The 19,206-nt window shown below is 68.4% G+C and carries 15 protein-coding genes, 2 pseudogenes and 2 riboswitches; of the genes and pseudogenes, 7 read left to right on the forward strand and 10 right to left on the reverse strand.

Annotated features, from left to right (window positions below; all coding sequences use genetic code 11):
* Positions 1 to 38 precede the first annotated feature (38 nt).
* The 5 genes from LE197_RS03890 to LE197_RS03910 all read right to left on the reverse strand — a co-directional run bounded on the left by LE197_RS03890 (position 39) and on the right by LE197_RS03910 (position 3,266).
* Positions 39 to 986 (reverse strand): alpha/beta fold hydrolase, encoded by a 948-nt coding sequence (locus tag LE197_RS03890; RefSeq protein WP_124119725.1) that lies wholly within the window; start codon positions 984 to 986, stop codon positions 39 to 41.
* Positions 987 to 1,115: 129 nt separating this feature from the next.
* Positions 1,116 to 1,868 carry a precorrin-4 C(11)-methyltransferase gene (gene cobM / locus LE197_RS03895; RefSeq protein ID WP_003102926.1) on the reverse strand — a complete coding sequence of 251 codons (753 nt, stop codon included), beginning with the start codon at positions 1,866 to 1,868 and terminating at the stop codon, positions 1,116 to 1,118.
* Positions 1,865 to 2,293: a cobalamin biosynthesis protein gene (locus LE197_RS03900; RefSeq protein ID WP_033970411.1), complete on the reverse strand. Its 429-nt coding sequence runs from the start codon at positions 2,291 to 2,293 to the stop codon at positions 1,865 to 1,867. The genes cobM and LE197_RS03900 overlap by 4 nt, the downstream gene beginning before the upstream one ends.
* Before the next feature lie 71 nt (positions 2,294 to 2,364).
* On the reverse strand, positions 2,365 to 3,066 hold the full coding sequence (locus tag LE197_RS03905) for a CbtA family protein (protein ID WP_039027681.1): 702 nt from the start codon (positions 3,064 to 3,066) through the stop codon (positions 2,365 to 2,367).
* A gap of 17 nt (positions 3,067 to 3,083) precedes the next feature.
* Positions 3,084 to 3,266 (reverse strand): CbtB domain-containing protein, encoded by a 183-nt coding sequence (locus LE197_RS03910; RefSeq protein ID WP_003091059.1) that lies wholly within the window; start codon positions 3,264 to 3,266, stop codon positions 3,084 to 3,086.
* A gap of 101 nt (positions 3,267 to 3,367) precedes the next feature.
* Positions 3,368 to 3,518: riboswitch (cobalamin riboswitch) on the reverse strand.
* Between the two features lie 58 nt (positions 3,519 to 3,576).
* Positions 3,577 to 3,768, forward strand: a riboswitch (cobalamin riboswitch).
* Between the two features lie 120 nt (positions 3,769 to 3,888).
* Between LE197_RS03910 and cobW the strand changes: the two genes are divergently transcribed.
* The gene (gene cobW / locus LE197_RS03915; protein ID WP_033970407.1) at positions 3,889 to 4,941 is read left to right on the forward strand and encodes a cobalamin biosynthesis protein CobW; all 1,053 of its coding nucleotides are present in this window, start codon (positions 3,889 to 3,891) and stop codon (positions 4,939 to 4,941) included.
* Between the two features lie 77 nt (positions 4,942 to 5,018).
* Positions 5,019 to 8,765 carry a cobaltochelatase subunit CobN gene (gene cobN / locus LE197_RS03920; protein ID WP_155680913.1) on the forward strand — a complete coding sequence of 1,249 codons (3,747 nt, stop codon included), beginning with the start codon at positions 5,019 to 5,021 and terminating at the stop codon, positions 8,763 to 8,765.
* A gap of 28 nt (positions 8,766 to 8,793) precedes the next feature.
* Here cobN and LE197_RS03925 read toward each other — a convergent pair whose 3' ends face one another.
* A complete protein-coding gene (locus LE197_RS03925) occupies positions 8,794 to 9,888 on the reverse strand; it encodes a 3-deoxy-7-phosphoheptulonate synthase (RefSeq protein ID WP_196752265.1) in 1,095 nt (364 codons plus the stop codon).
* A gap of 557 nt (positions 9,889 to 10,445) precedes the next feature.
* On the opposite strand from LE197_RS03925, the gene LE197_RS03930 reads away from it, so the two are divergent.
* The 3 genes from LE197_RS03930 to LE197_RS03940 all read left to right on the forward strand — a co-directional run bounded on the left by LE197_RS03930 (position 10,446) and on the right by LE197_RS03940 (position 13,388).
* Positions 10,446 to 11,462, forward strand: coding sequence for an ATP-binding protein (locus tag LE197_RS03930; RefSeq protein ID WP_121290556.1), 1,017 nt, complete (start codon positions 10,446 to 10,448; stop codon positions 11,460 to 11,462).
* Between the two features lie 20 nt (positions 11,463 to 11,482).
* On the forward strand, positions 11,483 to 12,127 hold the full coding sequence (locus tag LE197_RS03935; protein WP_033970397.1) for a vWA domain-containing protein: 645 nt from the start codon (positions 11,483 to 11,485) through the stop codon (positions 12,125 to 12,127).
* 121 nt (positions 12,128 to 12,248) lie between these two features.
* Positions 12,249 to 13,388, forward strand: coding sequence for a thiolase family protein (locus LE197_RS03940; protein ID WP_039027677.1), 1,140 nt, complete (start codon positions 12,249 to 12,251; stop codon positions 13,386 to 13,388).
* Positions 13,389 to 13,473: 85 nt separating this feature from the next.
* Here LE197_RS03940 and paaP read toward each other — a convergent pair whose 3' ends face one another.
* Complete coding sequence (gene paaP / locus LE197_RS03945) at positions 13,474 to 15,084, reverse strand: aminopeptidase PaaP (RefSeq protein ID WP_033970394.1); 1,611 nt, start codon at positions 15,082 to 15,084, stop codon at positions 13,474 to 13,476.
* Between the two features lie 428 nt (positions 15,085 to 15,512).
* Between paaP and LE197_RS03950 the strand changes: the two genes are divergently transcribed.
* The gene (locus LE197_RS03950; RefSeq protein ID WP_033970391.1) at positions 15,513 to 17,042 is read left to right on the forward strand and encodes a nucleobase:cation symporter-2 family protein; all 1,530 of its coding nucleotides are present in this window, start codon (positions 15,513 to 15,515) and stop codon (positions 17,040 to 17,042) included.
* A gap of 55 nt (positions 17,043 to 17,097) precedes the next feature.
* Here the strand turns inward: LE197_RS03950 and LE197_RS03955 are convergent, their stop codons facing one another.
* Complete coding sequence (locus LE197_RS03955) at positions 17,098 to 17,346, reverse strand: hypothetical protein (protein ID WP_003091048.1); 249 nt, start codon at positions 17,344 to 17,346, stop codon at positions 17,098 to 17,100.
* A gap of 155 nt (positions 17,347 to 17,501) precedes the next feature.
* Positions 17,502 to 17,753 (reverse strand): annotated as a pseudogene (locus LE197_RS03960) (cytochrome b/b6 domain-containing protein); the annotation flags it as partial.
* 481 nt (positions 17,754 to 18,234) lie between these two features.
* On the opposite strand from LE197_RS03960, the gene LE197_RS36755 reads away from it, so the two are divergent.
* Complete coding sequence (locus LE197_RS36755) at positions 18,235 to 18,366, forward strand: hypothetical protein (protein ID WP_033976105.1); 132 nt, start codon at positions 18,235 to 18,237, stop codon at positions 18,364 to 18,366.
* Between the two features lie 40 nt (positions 18,367 to 18,406).
* On the opposite strand, the pseudogene LE197_RS03965 reads toward LE197_RS36755, so the two are convergent.
* Positions 18,407 to 19,168, reverse strand: a pseudogene (locus LE197_RS03965) (MFS transporter); the annotation flags it as partial.
* Between the last annotated feature and the right edge of the window lie 38 nt (positions 19,169 to 19,206).

Below are 19,206 nucleotides of genomic sequence, written 5' to 3' on the forward strand. Positions count from 1 at the left end.
GCTCCCCCGAACCGGCGCCCAGGCGCCGGTTTGCGTTTTCAGCGACCGGCCACCTGGGCGTTCCGTACGCCGTCGAGGAAGGCCTGGTAGTGCTGCGCGGTTTCCTCCGGGCGTTCGACCATCGGCACGTGTCCGCAGTTTTCCATGATCACCACGCTGGGCCGCTTCAGCAGCGGACGCATCACCTCGATGCTGGAGACGTCCAGCACGCGGTCGCGGTCGCCCCACAGCAGCAGGGTCGGTACCTCGATCTTCGGCAGTTCCGGCTCCAGCGGGATGTAGCGCTGGCGCAGTTGTTCGAATATCTGCGCGTTGAACGCCGACGCGGCTACCGCGCGTTCACCGAGGTAGCGCTTGAGCGGCGCCGGCAGCGGCGGTTGCTGGACGAACACGAAGTCGAGCAGCTTCTGGAAGTCTTCCGGCTGGCGCACCACCAGGGGATTCTCGCCGCGCTCCAGGTCCTCGAACAGTTCGCTCTTGCGTGCCGGCATCACCCCGGCGTTGTCGATCAGCGCCAGCGATAGCACCTGTTCCGGATGGCGCGCCGCGTAGAGCGCGGCAATGTGCCCGCCCATGGAGTTGCCGGCCAGGTGCAGGCGGCGCACGCCGATGGCGGCGGCGAAGTTGGCGACTCGCTCGGCCTGGGTGCCGACGTCGTAGCTGGCCTGTTGCGGCTTGCTGCTGTCGCCGAAGCCGGGCAGATCGAGGGCGACCACATGGTAGCGCTCGGTCAGCGGCCGGGCGAAGCGCAGCCAGTTGTCCTTGTCGGCGCCGAAGCCGTGGATCAGCATCAGGGTCGGGTTCTTTTCCGAGCCACCTTCCAGGTAGGCGATCTCCAGGTTGTCGACCTGCACGCTGTGCTCGCTGAGACCAGCGAGACCGCGCTCGACGGTGCGTACGCTGGCGAGGAGGGTAGCCGGGACGAAGTAGAGGACGCCGGAGGCGACCGCCAGCAGCAGAACCAGAGCGAGGAGGAATCGTTTCATGGGTGTCCGAAGGCTTTCGGGGAAAAAGGGGCCAGCGCTGTACGCTAGCCGTGCCGGCCCGCTGTCGCAAGCCTTGCGACGAGTCTAGGCGTGCTGCCGGTGGTCGGCGCCGAACCTAAGGACGGCGGTTCATTCGCCGGGTCGATAGAGGTGTCGATGCTCGGCGCGGTACAGCGAAGAATCGGCGAAGCCTTCGGCGGCCAGCACCTCGCCGACCAGGATCAGCGCGGTGCGGCGGAAATTCCTGGCGGCGACCTTGGGCAGGATGTCGCCGAGGGTGCCGCGAACCTGTTCCTGGTCCGGCCAACTGGCCCGGTGGATCACCGCGACCGGGCAGTCGGCGCCGTAGTGCGGCAGCAGTTCCTCGACGATCTTCGCCAGGTGGGCGACGCCCAGGTGGATCGCCAGGGTCGCCCGGTGCCGCGCCAGGTCGCCCAGGCTCTCGCCTTCCGGCATCTTCGTGCGTGCGGCGTAGCGGGTCAGGATCAGCGTCTGGGACACTTCGGGCAGGGTCAGCTCGCAGCCGAGCAGGGCGGCGCAGGCGGCGGTGGCGGTGACCCCGGGGACGATCTCGTAGGGGATGCCGAGTTCGCGCAGGTGGCGGATCTGCTCGCCGATGGCGCCGTACAGGGAGGGATCGCCGGAATGCACGCGGGCTACGTCGAGGCCGCGGCGATGGGCTTGCGCGAGTAACTCGACGATCTGTTCGAGGTCCAGCTCGGCGGTGTTCACCACCTGGCCGGCCTGGTGCCCCTCGAGCAGCGCCTGCGGAACCAGTGAGCCGGCGTAGAGGATCACCGGGCACTGGCGGATCAGGCGCTGCCCCTTGACGGTGATCAGGTCGGGGTCGCCGGGACCGGCGCCGATGAAATAGACGGTCATGGGAGTTCTCGTTCGGTGAGAAGACGTGCCAGGGCAATGCTCGCCCGGTCGTCGCTGCGTTTCGCCCCGAGCAGATCGGCGCGACCGCCGCCCAGGCGTTCGGCCAGGGCCAGGGCGGCGGCCTCGGCGACGCTGGAGCAGCCGGTTTCGCGCAGCGCGACGGCGGAGGGACTGAGCAGGCGCGGCTCGTAGTCGTGCAGGACGGCGGGCGCCAGGAAATGCACGGGGCGTTCGAGCAGCGTGGCCAGTTGCCGCAGGCCGGGTTCGTCGCGTTTGCCGTCGATGCTGGCGAGGGCGTCCAGCTCGGCCAGGTCGCGCCCGTGTTCGCCCAGCGTTCGCTCCAGCAGCGCGCGCAGATGCTCGGCGCTACAGCCTCGGCGGCAGCCGATGCCGGCGATCAGCAGACTGGGGATGGGCAGGGGCATGCGCGGACCGGAGGAGATGGAAGGAGAGACACTATGGACCCGCGACCGGCATTGGTCGCGGGCGGAAGGGGTCAGGCGTCGACGCCGGCACGGTTGCGCCGGAACAGCCAGGCAGCGGCCAGGCCGAGGGCGGCCCAGAACAGCGCATTGCTGACCAGCGAGGCGACCACGAAACGCTGGGCCAGGGCTTCCGGCGCCAGGCTGGCATGGATCTCGGGCTGCGGCGCGCCGAACAGGTGCGGCAGCGCCAGCAGGACGGCGCCGACCAGCTTCAGCGGCCAGTTGCCGCCGAACACCAGCAGGGCCAGGCCCACCGCGGTGGCGGCGGCGGTGGCGATCCACCAGTACTGGCGTTGCACCAGGTCGGCCGCGGCGGTACCCGGCAGCTCCGGCGGCAGGCCCAGCGACGGCGCAAGGCAGAACACCGCGTAGCCGGCCAGGCCCCAGAGCAGGCCCTGCCAGGTCTGGCCCGGCGCGCGCAGGGTGAAGAGGCCGGCGAGCATCAGGGCGAAGCCGACCGCCACCACCAGATTGCCGCCGGTGGTGGAGAGGGTACGCTGCCAGCCGTCCTCCGGCTCCCAGGCCTCCTCGTCGTGGACATGGGCGGCGACGCCGGGGGCGTGTTCGTGGGGCTGGGTCGCGACCGGCTCGCTCTTCTCGTAGGTCTCCGCCTCGAGGATCAGCGGGGTGACCCAGAGAATCTGCAGCAGGGTCAGCAGCAGGGCGGCGAGCAGGCCGGCGAAGCCGGCGGTCTGGGCGATGCGCTTGATCATCCTGGTTCCCTCGCGACTCAGTGGCAGGGGAAGCCGGAGCTGTGCCGGGTATCGTGGGCGGCGTTGTGTACCGCGTCGATGTGCGAGAAACCGGCGAAATAGACCAGCAGCGCGCCGAGCAGGCCGGCGCCGATGGCCAGGCTCAGTCGCTTCGACAGGGAGGTGGTGGAGCTGGCGTGCGCCAGGGTGCTGCTGGACATGGTGCGTTCCCTCTGGATTGGCATGGGCGTGGCAGAGGAGTACGCACGAGGAACGGGCCCGGACGGCCCGCTTCACGCTTGCGCCCGCCCACCGCGGGTGAATCAAACGAAAGGTTCCAGGCCGGTCTCCGGGCTCGCGCGCGATGCGCTTACCGTTGCGGGGGCAGCGCCGGACTGGCTCGGAGAGCGTCACCGGCTTCCCGTTTCACCTCGTGCGCGCCGGCACGAGACACCTGGGACAACCTGCCTAGGACAGCATGAAGGACCGCCGGGCGTCAACCGGCCCGATTGACCCTGGCCCGCGCACTGCGTAGCCTTGCCGGTTCGAGGTTCCTCGCCGGCGACGGCGGGGCTAAGAGGGAACGCGGTCGATGCCGCGGCTGCCCCCGCAACTGTGAACGGCGATCGTTCCCCAATGCCACTGCGTGACGCGGGAAGGCGGGGAACCGGCGGAGACGCCAGACCGTGAGCCAGGAGACCTGCCTCGTCGATCCCGTGGCGCGATACCCGGGGACAAGACTTCCATACAACCGGGCGGGGTGATCCGGTGGCGAATCCGTTGCGCGGCCCCTGCGTCCGCGCCACTCGTCCGCATGCCCGCCGAGCTGAACAAGGGCTGCCCATGAAAACCCTGGCGAAACTCCCCGTCACCATCGTCACCGGCTTCCTCGGCGCCGGCAAGACCACCTTGCTCCGGCACATGCTGGACAACGCCGAAGGCCGGCGCATCGCGGTGATCGTCAACGAGTTCGGCGAACTCGGTATCGATGGCGAGATCCTCAAGCAATGTTCCATTGGCTGCAGCGAAGAAGAGGCGCAGGGGCGGGTCTTCGAGCTGGCCAACGGTTGCCTGTGCTGCACCGTGCAGGAAGAGTTCTTCCCGGTGATGCGCGAGCTGGTGGCGCGCCGCGGCGACCTTGACCAGATCCTCATCGAGACCAGCGGCCTGGCCCTGCCCAAGCCGCTGGTGCAGGCTTTCCAGTGGCCGGAAATCCGCAACGCCTGTACGGTCGACGCGGTGATCACCGTGGTCGACAGCCCGGCGGTGGCGGCCGGCACCTTCGCCGCCCATCCCGAGCAGGTGGACCAGCAACGCCGCCAGGACCCCAACCTCGACCATGAATCGCCGCTGCACGAACTGTTCGAGGACCAGTTGGCCAGTGCCGACCTGGTGATCCTGAACAAGGCCGACCAGCTCGACGCCGAGGCCCTGGCACGGGTCCGCGCGGAGATCGCCGGGGAGCTGCCGGCGGCGGTGAAGATCGTCGAGGCGAGCCGGGGCGAGCTGCCGCTCCCGGTCTTGCTGGGACTCAACGCCGAGGCCGAGCTGCACATCGACGGCCGGCCGACCCACCACGACCACGAAGGCCACGAGGACCACGACCACGACGAGTTCGACTCCTTCCACGTCGATCTCCCCGAGGTGGAGGAAGCTGCGCTGCTCGAGGCCCTCGGCGAGCTGGTGGAGCGTCACGACATACTTCGCATCAAGGGTTTCGCCGCCATTCCGGGCAAGCCCATGCGCCTCTTGGTACAGGGCGTCGGCAAGCGCTTCGACAGGCATTTCGACCGCAAGTGGCTGGCCGACGAAGCCCGCAGTACCCGGCTGGTGGTGATCGGCCAGGAGCTGGACCAGGCCGTCATCGCCAACCAGCTGCGCACAGCGCTTGCCTGATCCGTGATCCCTGGCTGGGTGCCGGCGATGGCGATTCGCCGGCACCCAGCTTCTTGCGTCCTACCGGTAGAGCGTCCATGCACCTGTTGCGCACCCAACCCGGCGGCTTCGTTCCCGACGACGGCATCGCCCACCTGGCCCAGACTCCCGCCGAGCTGGTGATCCTCTGCAGCGGCGATTCGCACCTCGCATTGCTGGCCGAGGCCGCCCGCGCTCTGCCGGACGACTATCCGAGCCTGCGCCTGGCCAACCCCATGCAGTTGCAGAGCCACGCCTCGGTGGACCTCTACGTCGACGAAGTGCTGCGGCACGCGCGGGTGATCCTGCTTTCGCTGCACGGCGGCATCGGCTACTGGCGCTACGGCGTGGAGCAGCTGGTGGCGCTGGCCGAGTGCGGCGCGCTGCTGATCCCGGTGCCCGGCGACGACCGCCCCGACCCGGAGCTGAGCGCCCTCGGCAACCTGCCGGCGGAGCAGGCCGAGCGCTTCTGGCAATACTTGCGCCAGGGCGGTCTGGAGAACGCCGGGCAGTTCTACCGCTGCCTGGCCAGCCAGTGCCTCGGCCGCGACTACGCCTGGCGCGAACCGCAGGCGCTGCCGCGGGTGGCGCTGTTCCATCCACGGCATACCGAGGCGACCCTGGAACACTGGCGTGCCGACTGGCAGGCCGGGCGTCCGGTGGTCGCGTTGCTGTTCTATCGCACCCACCTGCAGGCAGCCAACACCGCCTTCATCGCACGCTTCTGCGAACGCCTCGCGGCGCAGGGGCTCAACCCGTTGCCGATCGCGCTGGCCAGCCTCAAGGAAAGCGCCTGTCTGGCGCAGGTGGAAGACTGGCTGGAGCGCAGCGACGCCGCGCTGATCGTCAATACCACCGGTTTCGCCCAGTCCAATCCGGAGGCGCCCGAGTTGCGTCCGTTCCGTCGCGACGTGCCGGTGTTGCAGGCGATCTGCTCGCTGGACAACCGCCCGCTCTGGCTGGACAACCCGCAAGGCCTGGGGCCGCGCGACCTGGCCATGCACGTGGCGCTGCCGGAGCTGGACGGACGCATCGTCACCCGGCCGATCAGTTTCAAGGGCCTGGCCTGGCGCAGCGAACGCAGCGAGAGCGACGTGGTCTGCTATCTCGCCGACGACGAGCGCATGGATTTCGTCGCCGAACTGGCGCGGCGCTGGGCCGAGCTGGCGCGCAAGCCAAGCGCGGAAAAGCGGGTGGCGCTGGTGCTGGCCAACTACCCGACCCGTGATGGCCGGATCGGCAATGGCGTCGGCCTGGACACCCCGGCGGCGGCGCTGAACATCCTTCGCGCCCTGCGCCAGCAGGGCTACCCGGTCGACGGACTGCCCGCCAGCGGAACCGAGCTGATCCGCCAGTTGCTAGGCGGCGTCAGCAACGACCTGGAGCATCTCGACCTGCGGCCCTGCGCCCAGAGCCTGGCGCTGGACGACTACCTGGCCTGCTTCGCACGCCTGCCGGAGCGTAATCGCCAGGCGGTACTGGCGCGCTGGGGCGAGCCGCAACAGGACCCGATGTTCCGCGACGGGCGGATGATGGTCGCCGGCCTGCGCTATGGCCTGACCTTCGTCGGCATCCAGCCGGCGCGTGGCTATCAGCTCGATCCGGCGGCGGTCTACCACGATCCCGACCTGGTGCCGCCGCACGGCTACCTGGCGTTCTACTTCTGGCTGCGCCACGCCTACCGCGCCGATGCCCTGCTGCACGTCGGCAAGCACGGCAACCTGGAATGGCTGCCGGGCAAGGGAGTCGGCCTGTCCGCCGAATGCTGGCCGGACGCGTTGCTCGGTCCGCTGCCGAACATCTATCCGTTCATCGTCAACGATCCGGGGGAGGGCGCCCAGGCCAAGCGCCGCACCCAGGCGGTGATCATCGACCACCTGATGCCGCCGCTGACCCGCGCCGAGAGCTACGGCCCGCTGCGCGACCTGGAGCGCCTGGCCGACGAGTTCTACGATGCTTCGCTGCTCGACCCGCGCCGCGCCGAACAGTTGCGCGGCGAGATTCTCGTCCTCCTGCGCGACAACCGTCTCGACCGCGAGATCGGCTTGCAGCTCAGCGACGATCCGGACAGCTGGCTGCCGCAGCTGGACGCCTATCTCTGCGACCTGAAGGAGTCGCAGATCCGCGACGGCCTGCATGTATTCGGCGAATCGCCGAGCGGCCGATTGCGCCTGGATACCCTGCTGGCCCTGCTGCGGGTTCCGCGCGGCGATGGCAAGGGCGCCAACGCCGGGTTGCTGAAGAGCCTGGCGGACGACCTTGGCCTGGGCTTCGATCCGCTGGCCTGCGACATGGGCGAGGCCTGGCAGGGCGCGCGGCCGGCCTGCCTGGAAGAGCGGGGCGGGGAGCCCTGGCGCACCCTCGGGGATACCCGCGAACGCCTGGAATTGCTGGCGTTGCACTGGATAGAACGCTGCCTGGGCGGCGAGCCGCCGCCTGCCGCCTGGCGTGCCAGCGGCGAGGTGTTGCGCGGCTTGTGCGAACAGGTGGCGCCGACCCTGGATGCCTGTGGCGCGGCCGAGATCGACGGGCTGCTGGCTGCCCTCGAAGGGCGCTTCGTGCCGGCCGGTCCGAGCGGCGCGCCGAGTCGCGGGCGACTCGACGTGCTGCCCACCGGACGCAACTTCTTCTCGGTGGACGTGCGCAACCTGCCGACCCCGACCGCCTGGCGCATCGGCTTCCAGTCGGCCAACCTGCTGCTCGAGCGTCACCTGCAGGAGCATGGCGATCACCTGCGCCAGCTCGGCCTATCGGTGTGGGGCACGGCGACCATGCGCACCGGCGGCGACGACATCGCCCAGGCCCTGGCCCTGCTCGGCGTGCGACCGGTCTGGCAGGCCGGCAGCCAGCGCGTCGCCGATTTCGAGATCCTTCCGGTTTCCCTGCTGGACCGCCCGCGGGTCGACGTGACGTTGCGGGTCTCCGGGTTCTTCCGCGACGCCTTCGCCAACCTGATCCGCCTGTTCGATGCGGCGGTGCAGGCGGTCGCCGAGCTGGACGAGGCGGAGGAGCTGAACCCGCTGGCCGCTCGCGTGCGCCTGGAGCGCCAGCGCCTCGAGGCGCAGGGCACGGCGCCGGCGGAGGCGCGCCGACAGGCCGGCTGGCGGATCTTCGGCGCCAAGCCGGGGGCCTACGGCGCCGGCGTGCAGGGCGCAATCGAAGAGCGGCTGTGGGAGACCCGCGCCGACCTTGCCGAGGTCTATCTGAACTGGGGCGGCTACGCCTACGGTGCCGCCGACGACGGTACGCCGGCGCGGGAACGCTTCGCCCAGCGCCTGGAGCGCCTGCAGGCGGTGCTGCACAACCAGGACAACCGCGAGCACGATCTGCTCGATTCCAACGACTACTACCAGTTCCAGGGCGGCATGCTGGCGGCGGTGGAAACCCTGCGTGGCGCGCCGGTGGCCAGTTACCACGGCGACCACAGCCAGCCGGACAACCCGCGCATCCGCACGCTCAAGGAAGAACTCAACCGGGTGGTGCGGGCGCGGGCGGTGAATCCGAAGTGGATCGCCGGGATGAAGCGCCACGGCTACAAGGGCGCCTTCGAACTGGCGGCGACGGTGGACTACCTGTGCGCCTTCGATGCCACCAGCGAGTTGATCGACGACCACCAGTACGCGCTGCTGGCCGACGCCTACCTGCTCGACGCGGAGACCCGCGAGTTCGTCCGCCAGCACAATCCGCAAGCCTTGCGCGACATGGCCGAGCGCCTGGTGGAGGCGCAGCGGCGCGGGCTCTGGCAGGAGCCGGGGGCCTATCGCGAGGCCCTGGAGAACCTGCTGCTGGACGTCGAAGAGGAATAGCGGAGCGGCATGGCCGCTCGCGCCGCTTTCAGCGCCCCTCGGCGAGCCGCCGGGCGGCGTCGCGGAGAATCCGCTCGGTGCCTTCCCAGCCGAGGCAGCCGTCGGTGATCGAGACGCCGTAGCGCAGTTCGCCGCCGAGCGCCTGGCAGCCGTCGAACAGGTGGCTTTCCAGCATTACCCCGACCAGGTCGCTGGCGCCGGCCAGGCGCTGCTCCAGCACGCTGGCGAGGACGCCGGGCTGGTTCAGCGGGTTCTTGCCGCTGTTGGCGTGACTGCAATCGACCATCATCCGCGTGGCGATGCCCTGGCTTTCCAGGGCCTGGCGTACGGCCTGCACCTGCTCGGGGCCGTAGTTCGAACCGTGGCGGCCGCCGCGCAGCACCACATGGGTGTCCGGATTGCCGCGGGTCTCGATCAGCGCCGGGTGACCGTGCGGGTCGAGGCCGAAATGGCGGTGGCCGTGGGCCGCCGAACGGATCGCGTCGCAGGCGATGCCGACGCCGCCGTCGGTGCCGTTCTTGAAGCCCACCGGCAGGCCGAGGCCGCTGACCAGCTCGCGGTGGATCTGCGACTCGCTGGTGCGCGCGCCGATCGCCGCCCAGCTCAGCAGGTCGTCGAAGTAGCCGGCGGCCAGCGGTTGCAGGAATTCGGTGGCCAGCGGCAGGCCGAGGCGCAGCATGTCCAGCATCAGTTGCCGGGACAGCGCCAGGCCGGCGGCCATGTCGTCGCTGCCATCCAGGTGCGGGTCGTAGGCGAGGCCCTTCCAGCCCACCGTGGTGCGTGGCTTTTCCACGTAGGCGCGCATCACCAGCAGCAACTGGCCGTCGAGTTCGTCGCTCAGCGCGGCGAGGCGTTCGGCGTATTCGAGGGCGGAGCGGGGATCGTGGATCGAACAGGGACCGACTACCACCAGCAGGCGCGGGTCGTCGCCGTCGAGGATGGCGCGGATGGCGTCGCGGCTGGCGGCGACCTGGCTGGCCAGCTCCAGCGGCAACGGCTGGCGGGCCTTGAGTTCGAGCGGGCTGGGCAGGCGTTCCAGGGCGGTACGGGCGGTGGCGCTGGGCAGGGCGACGGCCTGGACGTTCGGCGAAAGGGCGGTCAGTGCGGATACGGATGAGTTCATGGTCTGGCTTCCTGGGCTGGCGGCGGGTGTCCCGCGCGCGTCGTGCCCTATCGAGGTGTTCGGCAATGTCGTGGGTTGGCGAGCGGCTGGCGGCCGTCGCTAAATCGCCAGGTGTTGAGCGGGTAGCCAGTGCGGTAGCGGTATGCGGTCATGATCGATGTCCTGTGCGTTGGTCTGTGGTTGTGGCCTTGTGGGCCGGAAAAACAAAACCCCCGGTCGGGGAGCCGACCGGGGGTTTGCGTGTGCAGGGTAGGCGTCCCGTATACCGTGGGCGCCGTTGGGGTATCAGGCGCCGGAGTGGCTAAACCAATACCCGAAGAAATACGCGGCACGGGGTGCCTGCGGCGCACGCGCGCGCAACGACAGGCCAGGGCGCGAGGCGCTGGAGTGCAGGTGCGGATGGCGAGTGTGCGGCATGGGTTTCTCCCGTGAACGAGTTCCGAGCTTACTGCAAGCGAGGCGGCCGGTTCAACGACTGTTTCACGGTTCGATACCGGCGCCGCCGGCCTGATAGACTTGGCGGTCCGTATTTCCGTCCGTCCGCCGCAGGAATCCCCATGAGCGCTACCGTGCATTACCCCCTGTCCGCCGTGGTCGCCGCCGACGAACTGAAGCTGGCGCTGTGCCTGGCCGCGGTCGATCCGGCGATCGGCGGGGTACTGATCGAGGGGCCGCGCGGAATGGCCAAGTCGACCCTGGCGCGGGGCGTCGCCGAACTGCTGCCGGCGGGCGAGTTCGTTACCCTGCCGCTGGGCGCCAGCGAGGAGCGCATCGTCGGCAGCCTCGACCTGGACGCCGCCCTCGGCGAAGGTCGCGCGCGGTTCTCCCCGGGCGTGCTGGCCAAGGCCGACGGCGGCGTGCTCTACGTCGACGAAGTGAACCTGCTGCCGGACCACCTGGTGGATTTGTTGCTCGACGTCGCCGCCAGTGGCGTCAACCTGGTCGAGCGCGATGGCATTTCCCACCGGCATCCGGCGCGTTTCGTGCTGATCGGCACGATGAATCCGGAAGAGGGCGAACTGCGCCCGCAACTGCTCGACCGTTTCGGCCTCAACGTGCGCCTCGACACCCAGCCGCCGCCGGCCGAGCGGGCAGAGATCATCCGTCGCCGGCTGGCCTTCGATGCCGACCCGCAGGCCTTCGTCGAACGCTGGGAAGGCCAGCAGGACACCCTGCGCCGCCGTTGCGCCGAGGCACGCCGGCAACTGGCGCGGATTCCCCTGGACGATGCGGCGCTGGACAGCATCGCCCGACGCTGCTTCGAGGCGGCTGTCGACGGCCTGCGTGCCGACCTGGTCTGGCTGCGCGCGGCGCGCGCCCATGCGGCCTGGCGCGGCGGCGAGCGGATCGAGGCGGAGGACATCGACGCGGTGGAACATTTCGCCCTGCTGCATCGCCGTCGCCGGTCGAGCCCGCCCCCATCGGCGGCCAATCCACCGCCACCGCCCGCGGCGGCCCCTGCCGCGCTCCCGGAGCGCACCGGCGACGGCGAAGGGCAGTGGGGCGAATTGCCGGCCCGGCCGGTGGCCATGGGGACCGCCCGCGAGCTGCCGCGCTGGCCAAAAAAGCCCTGAGCATCCGCCCGCGCTCGGTCATGGGTGCGGATGCCAGGAGCAGACCCGGGGCCCTGCGCGGCGGTCTTGGCGGCGCCCTGAGCCAGGGCGCGGAGGGCGCCATCCAATGGTTGCCGACCCTGCTGCGCGGACGTCCCCGACAGCGCCGCGACCTGCTGCGCCAGCCGCGCAGCCGGCGCCCGGGCGAACTCTGGCTGGTGATCGTCGATGCCTCCGCCAGCACCCGCCGGTACGGCGCCCTGGCCCAGGCCAAGGGGGTGTTGGCGACGCTGTTCGAGGAGGCCTATCGGCAACGCATCCGCCTGGCCGTGCTGCACGCCACCGGGCAGCAGGCGCAATGGCTCTGGCAGGGGCAGAAGGCCTCGCGGGAGTTGCAGGACTGGCTGCGCCAGCTGGGCGCCGGCGGCGGTACGCCGCTGCTCGACGCCTTGCACCAGGCCGCTGGCTGGCTGGCGCGCCGACAGCGGCAGAAACCCGCCGAGCATCAGCGTCTGCTGGTGCTTACCGACGGCCGCCTGCGCGACTGGCCGGCGCTGCCGGAGGCTGCCTGCCCGAGCCTGCTGATCGACCTCGAAAGCGGCCCGCTGCGCCTGGGCAAGGCCGAGCGCCTGGCCCGGGAGCTGGGGGCCGAGTATCGGCATATCAGTGAATTGAACGAAGTCTGAGGGCGTTTCGGCGAGCCCTGCGGCTTTTTCGGTCAAATTGTATTTCGACTGTAATTCAATAAATATTATGCGCGTAATATGTTCCTGCGATCCAGCCAATCCCTCTCACGGAGATATCCTCATGTCGCCGATTTCAGTCGTTATCGCCGGTTACGCCCGTTCGCCGTTCCACTTCGCCAGGAAAGGCGCGCTGGTCGATATCCGCCCGGATGACCTGGCCGCCGCGGTGCTCAGGGGCCTGGTGGAGAAACTCGATCTCGACCCTGCGCTGCTGGAGGACGTGGTCATGGGCTGCGCCTATCCGGAAGCGGAACAGGGCATGAACATCGCGCGCATCGCCAGTTTCCGCGCCGGCTTCCCGCAGAGCCTCGGCGGCGCGACACTCAACCGTTTCTGCGGTTCGTCCATGAGCGCCGTCCACTACGCCGCCGGACAAGTCCTGTTGGGCGCCGGGGAAGCCTTCATCGCCGCCGGGGTGGAGTCGATGACCCGGGTGCCTATGGGCGGTTTCAACCTGTCGCCCAATCCCGCGTTGCTGCAAGACTATCCGGCGGTGTACATGAGCATGGGGCAGACCGCCGAGAATGTCGCCGAGCGCTACGCCGTCAGCCGCCTCGAACAGGAAGAGATGGCCGTACGCTCCCACGCCAAGGCAGTCGCCGCGCGCGAGGCCGGCTTGCTGCGCGAGGAGATCGTCGCCATCGACACCCCCGCCGGCCGGGTCGCCGAGGATGGTTGCATCCGCCCGGGTACCAACCTGGAGAGCCTGGCCCAGCTGAAGCCGGCGTTCGGCGGCAGTGTCACCGCCGCCACCTCGTCGCCGCTCACCGATGGCAGCGCCGCGCTGCTGGTCTGTAGCGAGGAATTCGCCCGCCGTCATGGGCTGGCGATCCTGGCGCGGATCAAGGCGGTGGCGGTGGCCGGCTGTGCGCCGGAAATCATGGGCATGGGCCCGGTGCAGGCGACGCGCAAGGTCTTGCAGCGGGCCGGGCTGGGCATCGCCGACATCGACCTGGTGGAGATCAACGAGGCCTTCGCCAGCCAATCCATCGCCTGCATCCGCGAACTGGGGCTGGACATGGACAGGATCAACCTGGATGGCGGCGCCCTGGCCCTCGGCCATCCGCTGGGCGCCACCGGCGCGCGGATCACCGGCAAGGCCGCCGCGTTGCTGCGGCGCACCGGCGGGCGCTATGCCATCGCCACCCAGTGCATCGCCGGCGGCCAGGGCGTGGCGACCCTGCTGGAAGCGGCGGAGTGATCGCGCGCCGATGAAAAAGGCCCGGTGGATGAGCCGGGCCTGGATGGGGAACCTGCGCCGGCGGCCCGGCGCAGGGTAGTCGCGGTTACTTGATGAAGTCGTGACCCCAGCGTTCGATCTGGCTGGCGCTCTTCTGCATCTGCAGCGACCGCGATTGTGCTTTCTGGCCGGCAGCGGCGATCTCGTCGTCGACCACCTTGGTCGACAGCGACAGCCAACTGGTCACGAAGGCCATGGCGTCGCTGTGGATCTCCAGGGCGTCCTGGTTGATGTTGGCGATGCCGTCGCACTTGCTGTGGTAGCACTCGTCGTAGGCCTTGCCGGCGGTGCCGCCGTACTTCTGCGCCTGCTCTTCGGTCTTCAGGCCCTCGGCGCCGGTGAACAGGCCGCCGAAGGCGATGCCGCTGTTGAAGAACTCGGCGTAGTCGGAGCGGAAGTCGATCTCGGTGCCTTCCGATTGCTGGCCGCGCAGGCGGAAGTAGGCTTCGAACAGGCGCTCGATGGCGGCCGAGCCGGGCGGACCCTGGAGGCCGAAGTCGGAACCGTCGCCGTCATAGATGAAGTTGCCGAAGTTCGGCGAGCCGATCATGTCGAAGTTCAGGTAGGCCTTGATCTTCTTCTTCTCTTCCGGGGCGAGGTTCTGCACGTAGTGGGTCGAGCCCACCAGGCCGGCTTCCTCGGCGCCCCACCAGGCGAAGCGCACCTTGTTGACCGGCAGCGCCTTGGCCAGCAGCACGGCCATCTCCAGTTGGGCGGCGCTGCCCGAACCGTTGTCGTTGATACCGGGGCCTTCGAACACCGAGTCGAGGTGCGCGCCGACCATCACCACGTTGTTCGGGTTGCCGCGACGAGTCTCGGCGACCACGTTGTAGGTCTCGGTCTTCTTGCGTACCACATCGACCACCAGGTGCAACTGCAGGTCCGGGGTCTGCGACCAGGCCACGCCGTTGTCGTAGGTGGCGAAGATCACCGGGATGCCGCCCTCGTAGGATTCGCCCACGGTGACGTTCTCCAGGCCCTTGCGGTCGTCGGTGTTGCCCTGGTTGAAGATGATCACCCCGGCGGCGCCGGCGGCCGCGGCGTTCTCGGCCTTCTGCTCGAAGTTGCAGGTGCCGCGCTGGATCAGCGCGATCGAGCCGGCCGGGAAGTTGGCGAAGTCTTCCGCCTCGCAACCGCTGGTGGAGGTGTTGCCGGCGCCGAGGGACAGGTCCACCGGGACCACCTTGGCGGTGACGTCGCCTGCCTCGGTCTGCGACAGGTAGGTGAAATCCTTCTCCCATTCGTAGCTGACCGGCTGCGGCACGGTGGCGCTCAGGCTACCCGGGCCCTTCGGGTAATAGGCGGTGAACGGGAAGGGCTGCACGCTGACCTTGTAGCCGGCTTTCTGCAGGGTCTGCTTCACGTAGTCGACGGAGGCCTGGTAGCCCGGCGTGGCGGCGGCGCGATTGCCGTCGTTGAGACTGGCGATGTCCTCCAGCTTCTGCAGGCGCTTGACCACGTTGCTGGCCTGCAGGCAACGCGGCAGGCCGAGCGGGGTGCTGACCAGCAACGGCGATTTGCAGATCGACGGGTTGGGTTTGCCGGGGGTCCAGAACTCGGTGAACTGTTGCGCTTCCGAAGGTGCCGCCAGGGATGCGGCGGAAACCGAGAGGGCGAGGGCGCCGAGTGCGTATCTGAGATTGTTCTTGTTGCTCATGAGACTCCGTTCCTTGTGAGGCGATGATCGATAAGCCGTTGATGGCATGGCGCTATTGCCCGAAATGCCGCCTCGGGCACGGCCTGACTGCCAGACTAGGAGCGCTTTCCGGGCTGTCCTGGCGTAATTCCTGAAATGTGAATTTCATCAACTTTTTGCGGAAGAGTTGCTGATAGCTCGCTGGCGGGATGGAGGGCGGCTTTCTATCGTTAATGCCCTTCGGCTCGGGCCCATGGCCGTTGGTCGGGGCTGGGAGGATGGTGCAGCAGGAAGGAAACCCTCTGGCGCGCGGATAAGCGCGCGAGCGGAAGTGGCTGGCACCAGCGCTGTCACAGATTTGTCGGAAATTTTGTATACATTTGTCTGGATATTTTCGGATCGAATTGTCTACAGTGTGCGCACAACAATAAAAGCGAGAACAGCGCACCATGAAAACGACGTCCTCCGGAACCCCACCCGTTCCACGGCCTGAAGACGAGAACCTCGGTGTCGGCGCCAACATGGCCTACGGCCTGCAACATGTGCTGACCATGTATGGCGGTATCGTCGCGGTCCCCCTGATCCTCGGCCAGGCCGCCGGCCTCGCGCCCGGCGACATCGGCCTGCTGATTGCCGCTTCGCTGTTCGCCGGCGGCCTGGCGACCCTGTTGCAAACGCTCGGCGTGCCGTTCTTCGGTTGCCAGTTGCCGTTGGTCCAGGGGGTGTCCTTCGCTGGCGTGGCGACCATGGTGGCGATCATCGGCAGCGGTGGCAGCGGCGGCATTCCCGCGGTGCTCGGCGCGGTGATGGCGGCCTCGCTGATCGGGCTGCTGATCACGCCGATCTTCTCGCGCATCACCAAGTTCTTCCCGCCGCTGGTGACCGGCATCGTCATCACCACCATCGGCCTGACCCTGATGCCGGTCGCCGCGCGCTGGGCGATGGGCGGCAACAGCCACGCGCCGGACTTCGGCAGCATGGCCAACATCGGCCTGGCGGCGATCACCCTGGTCATCGTGCTGCTGCTGAGCAAGCTCGGCAGCGCCTCGATCTCGCGCCTGTCGATCCTCCTGGCGATGGTCATCGGCACCGTCATCGCGGTGTTCCTCGGCATGGCCGACTTCTCCAAGGTCACCGAAGGCCCGCTGGTGGCGTTTCCCACGCCGTTCCACTTCGGCATGCCGACCTTCCAGGTCGCCGCGATCATCTCGATGTGCATCGTGATCATGGTGACCCTGGTGGAAACCTCGGCGGACATCCTCGCGGTAGGCGAGATCATCGACACCAAGGTCGACTCGCGGCGCCTGGGCAACGGCCTGCGCGCGGACATGTTCTCCAGCATGCTGGCGCCGATCTTCGGCTCCTTCACCCAGAGCGCCTTTGCCCAGAACGTCGGCCTGGTGGCGGTGACCGGGATCAAGAGCCGCTACGTGGTCGCCACCGGCGGGTTGTTCCTGGTGATCCTCGGCCTGCTGCCGGTGATGGGCCGGGTGATCGCCGCGGTACCCACCGCCGTGCTCGGCGGCGCCGGCATCGTGTTGTTCGGCACGGTCGCCGCCAGCGGCATCCGCACCCTGTCGAAGGTGGACTACCGCAACAACATGAACCTGATCATCGTCGCCACTTCGATCGGCTTCGGCATGATCCCGATCGCCGCGCCGACCTTCTATGATCACTTCCCCAGCTGGTTCGCCACCATCTTCCATTCCGGCATCAGTTCCTCGGCGATCATGGCGATCCTGCTCAACCTGGCGTTCAACCACTTCACCGCCGGCAACTCCGACCAGCAGTCGGTGTTCGTCGCCGCCAGCGAGCGGACCCTGCGCTACCAGGACATCGCCGCCCTGCACGAAGGCGACTATTTCCTCGACGGCAAGCTGTACGACGCCCAGGGCAACGAAGTGCCGCTGGCCGGCGACGACAGCCATGGCGCGCCGTCGCGACGGCGCAGCGAAACCGCTGAAGCCGGCAGCGCCTGAGCCGCGCCGTGCTGAACGACGGCCCTCCTCGCGAGGGCCGTTTTCGTTGTGCGCTTCAGAACAGCGCCTTGCCGCGGTCCAGGCGCTGGTCCACCAGCCATTTGCCGTGGGCGATGGAGGCGCGCTGGGCGTTTTCCAGGTCGGCGAGGAAGGCGAAGCGCACGGGCAGGGCGATGCGCTTGCTGGTGTGGCCTTCGGGATCGGTGATGTGGCAGCCACCGGCCCAGGGCGTAGGGATGCCCGGATGCTCGACGACGTCGGCGGTGATGGTGTAGCTGCGGTGCTGGCAGTGCAGGCTGGCCATGGCATGCTCCTCTCTGTCGGAGGCCGACCCGGCTACCTGCGCGACGCCTGTGGTTGCCACGGAGGAGCCTCGGGGCGGCGAGGTTTTTCCTGCGTGTCCCTATCCCTATAGCAGATCGTCGCCGGTCCGCCGCGAGAGCCGACGAAGGGCCCCGCTCAGCGGCGCTGGCGACGGCCGAGCATGCGCTCCAGGGTGCCGTCGCGGCGGACCCACTGGTGGTAGCCGGCGGCGAGCGCATGGAGCAGCACCACCGAGGTGCTCAGCCACAGGCCGACCACGCGGTGAACGGCGTCGAAGGGCTTCTCGAATGCCTCCCAGCTCAGGTTCCAGGTTTGCGAAATCCAGGCGAACAGCGCGGTGTCCTTGAAGCTGGGTACCACGAACAGGCCGAAGTCGGTGGGCAGGCGGGCTGTAGACGGTCGCTGGATGCCTCACGGGATGCCTCGCAGAGAGTGAAGGCGTGCAATTATGAAGCGTCCGGAGAGCGATCAAACGTATTTATGGCTAATCGATAACGGAGCACTTAATCGAAACTTTCAAATGTGACGTTATTGCACCGAAACAGTGCTGCGAGTGGCTTTTTCCCGAAACGGAAGCCACTTGGCGGAATAATTCCGGGTCGGGATCATTATAAGTTGGTTTTTCCTTCGCCGCAGCGCTCGCGCCACGCCGGCAGAGCCTGGAGCGGGGCGCGGCAGACCTCGCAAGCATTATCGGAAATATATTCCGTTGTCTTTCCGCTGACGTTTTACCGACAGCAAGCTGACACAGATGTAATTGAACTCGATCGCTTCGTTTCTATAGTCTTCGAACACTTCGCCGTGCACTTGCAAGGACGGCAAGTGCATATCCTGTGTCTTTTCCGCCATGACGATTCTCGAGGTGAGCATGAGTAGTGAGCACGATGGCCAGGACCAGGACGACCTGTTCTCCCCGTTGCCTTACCTGCTGGTTTCCGGCGCTGTCGTGCTCATGACCCTGCTGCTGCGCTGCCTGTTCTGCCCGGGCGAGCAGTTCTGATCGCCCGGACCGGCACGACTCAGCGAACGCGGCTGAGGAAGTCGATCACCAGGCTGCCGGCGAGGGCGCCGATGCCGATCCCGGCGTTGCAGGCGGAGATGTTCAGCGAGGCGGCGAACGCCGGGGCCCGTGGCGCGGACTTCATCACCCGCACCTGGCCGACGATGAACAGTGCTGCCTGGGCCACGCCCCAGGTCGCCAGGGCGGCGGCGAGCAGCCAGGCGTTGCCGAGGGGCGGCACCAGGGCGAGCATGCCCAGCGCCATCAGCAGGACGAACAGCAGGGTTGCGCCCAGCGGGCTGCGATCCACCAGGCGCCCTCCGAGCCAGTTGCCGAGCAGGCCTACCGCGCCGAAGCCCATCAGCGTCCAGCCGACCAGCGAACCGCTGAAGCCGGCCAGGCGCTGGAGGATGTCGGCCAGGTAGGTGTAGCGGGTGAACATGCCGGTGAAGACCAGCAGCGACAGCAACAGGTGGCCGAGCACCAGCGGTTGGCGCAACACGCTCGCCTGGCTGCGCAGCGAGATGCCCGGCCGTCCGGGAATGCGCGGCAGCCGGGCGGCCAGCAGCAGCGCCTTGGCCAGGGCCAGCGCGGCGAGTGCGGCGAATGCCAGGCGCCAACCCCAGGCGTCGGCGATCAGCGTGCCGATGGGAATGCCGAGCACGGTGGCGGCGACGATGTCGAAGAACACCAGCGCCACGGCGCGTCCTTCGCGCGAGGGGCCGGCCAGCGCATTGGCCGCGGCGAACAGCAGCAGGCAGGCGACGAACAGCCGCTTGCGTTCGACGCTCGCCAGTGCGGCGATGAACACCTGGGCCTTGGCCTGGATCGGCGAGGGCG

The organism is Pseudomonas sp. PS1(2021), assembly GCF_020405165.1.
In the GTDB taxonomy this organism is placed as follows: Bacteria; Pseudomonadota; Gammaproteobacteria; order Pseudomonadales; family Pseudomonadaceae; genus Pseudomonas; species Pseudomonas aeruginosa.

Bases quoted from the DNA above. Each gene is read 5' to 3' on its own strand.
- LE197_RS03890 (WP_124119725.1), bottom strand. From the start codon at position 986: ATGAAACGATTCCTCCTCGCTCTGGTTCTGCTGCTGGCGGTCGCCTCC.
- cobM (WP_003102926.1), bottom strand. From the start codon at position 1,868: ATGACCGTCTATTTCATCGGCGCCGGTCCCGGCGACCCCGACCTGATC.
- LE197_RS03900 (WP_033970411.1), bottom strand. From the start codon at position 2,293: ATGCCCCTGCCCATCCCCAGTCTGCTGATCGCCGGCATCGGCTGCCGC.
- LE197_RS03905 (WP_039027681.1), bottom strand. From the start codon at position 3,066: ATGATCAAGCGCATCGCCCAGACCGCCGGCTTCGCCGGCCTGCTCGCC.
- LE197_RS03910 (WP_003091059.1), bottom strand. From the start codon at position 3,266: ATGTCCAGCAGCACCCTGGCGCACGCCAGCTCCACCACCTCCCTGTCG.
- cobW (WP_033970407.1), top strand. From the start codon at position 3,889: ATGAAAACCCTGGCGAAACTCCCCGTCACCATCGTCACCGGCTTCCTC.
- cobN (WP_155680913.1), top strand. From the start codon at position 5,019: ATGCACCTGTTGCGCACCCAACCCGGCGGCTTCGTTCCCGACGACGGC.
- LE197_RS03925 (WP_196752265.1), bottom strand. From the start codon at position 9,888: ATGAACTCATCCGTATCCGCACTGACCGCCCTTTCGCCGAACGTCCAG.
- LE197_RS03930 (WP_121290556.1), top strand. From the start codon at position 10,446: ATGAGCGCTACCGTGCATTACCCCCTGTCCGCCGTGGTCGCCGCCGAC.
- LE197_RS03935 (WP_033970397.1), top strand. From the start codon at position 11,483: ATGGGTGCGGATGCCAGGAGCAGACCCGGGGCCCTGCGCGGCGGTCTT.
- LE197_RS03940 (WP_039027677.1), top strand. From the start codon at position 12,249: ATGTCGCCGATTTCAGTCGTTATCGCCGGTTACGCCCGTTCGCCGTTC.
- paaP (WP_033970394.1), bottom strand. From the start codon at position 15,084: ATGAGCAACAAGAACAATCTCAGATACGCACTCGGCGCCCTCGCCCTC.
- LE197_RS03950 (WP_033970391.1), top strand. From the start codon at position 15,513: ATGAAAACGACGTCCTCCGGAACCCCACCCGTTCCACGGCCTGAAGAC.
- LE197_RS03955 (WP_003091048.1), bottom strand. From the start codon at position 17,346: ATGGCCAGCCTGCACTGCCAGCACCGCAGCTACACCATCACCGCCGAC.
- LE197_RS36755 (WP_033976105.1), top strand. From the start codon at position 18,235: ATGAGTAGTGAGCACGATGGCCAGGACCAGGACGACCTGTTCTCCCCG.